Source organism: Antarctobacter heliothermus (genome assembly GCF_900188425.1).
In the GTDB taxonomy this organism is placed as follows: domain Bacteria; phylum Pseudomonadota; class Alphaproteobacteria; order Rhodobacterales; family Rhodobacteraceae; genus Antarctobacter; species Antarctobacter heliothermus.
In genome coordinates this window covers 1-1,055 of the sequence record NZ_FZON01000159.1, presented here as the reverse complement: position 1 = coordinate 1,055, position 1,055 = coordinate 1, and the positions used below count along the sequence as shown (strand labels likewise).

At 58.8% G+C, this 1,055-nt stretch carries 2 protein-coding genes; both read left to right on the top strand.

Annotated elements, in window-relative coordinates; all coding sequences use genetic code 11:
* The coding region (locus tag CHB90_RS26060) for an IS110 family transposase (RefSeq protein ID WP_212591675.1) at positions 1–784 on the top strand (784 nt) is incomplete at its 5' end.
* Positions 771–1,025 (top strand): transposase, encoded by a 255-nt coding sequence (locus CHB90_RS26895; protein WP_212591674.1) that lies wholly within the window; start codon positions 771–773, stop codon positions 1,023–1,025. The genes CHB90_RS26060 and CHB90_RS26895, both read left to right, overlap by 14 nt.
* Positions 1,026–1,055: the final 30 nt, after the last annotated feature.

Here is a 1,055-nt window from a genome sequence, read left to right as displayed (position 1 = left end):
TTGCCGATCACAAGATCAACCGCATCGACGAACTCGCGCCGTGGAATTGGCAGCCACGTTGAATGTCAACGGCGGTCACGCCGGACGGATACGATGCAAAGTAAGACCGCATGTCTTTTTCCAGCGGCGCGAGCATGACGGTTCAGCCTGTATCCTGATCGCATGGCGGCACTTGCCGCCGATCTGCGATGTAGGAAGGCATGACAAAAGAAAATCGACGATCCATTTCGGAATCGACATTTCGAAGGACAAGCTGGCGGTAGCAATTGCCGGTGGTGGGGTGCGTGACGAGGTTCTCAGCTGGGGCAGCTTCGAGAACACCCCTGCAAGCGTCGACCGGCTGCTCAGAAAACTTTCCGGGCGTGGGTCGCCTGTTTCGGTATGTTATGAAGCAGGACCTACGGGATATGGCCTTTATCGGCAGGTACGAGCGTTTGGTTTCGAATGCTGTGTCGTCGCGCCGTCGTTGATTCCGGTGCGTGCCGGTGAGCGTGTAAAGACAGACCGACTGGATGCCATTCGACTGGCCCGGGTCTTGCGTGCTGGGGAACTGACGCCGATCTGGGTTCCTGATGAAACGCATGAAGCGATGCGCGACCTGGTTCGTGCCCGGGAAAGCGCCGCAGAGGACCAGCGGCACAAACGTCAGCTGGTTTCGGCGTTCATGTTGCGCCACGGGCGGATCTATCACCGACCCAAGCCGTGGAGGATGCGGTTGGCTGCAAAGCCAGAGCTTCGAGCATCAGGCGCATCAAATCGCCCTTCAGGAAATGCTGCAGGCTGAGCGCAACGCCACCGAACGCCTGAATCGTCTGGCCGGACTTATCGAAGCTCTCGTGCCGGAATGGGACCTCGCCCCCGCCGTGAATGCGCTCCAAGCCTTGCGGGGCGTGGCATTGATAAGTGCCGTCACGTTCATGGCTGAGATTGGGGACGTGCGTCGGTTTGAAACGCCGGTAAAACGTAACCGCGCCATTGGCACCGCCTGCCTGACGCTGGTGCGATCATCTAGGACACGTGTTTAACGACGTCGTTAACGACGTGTCTTATGCGGG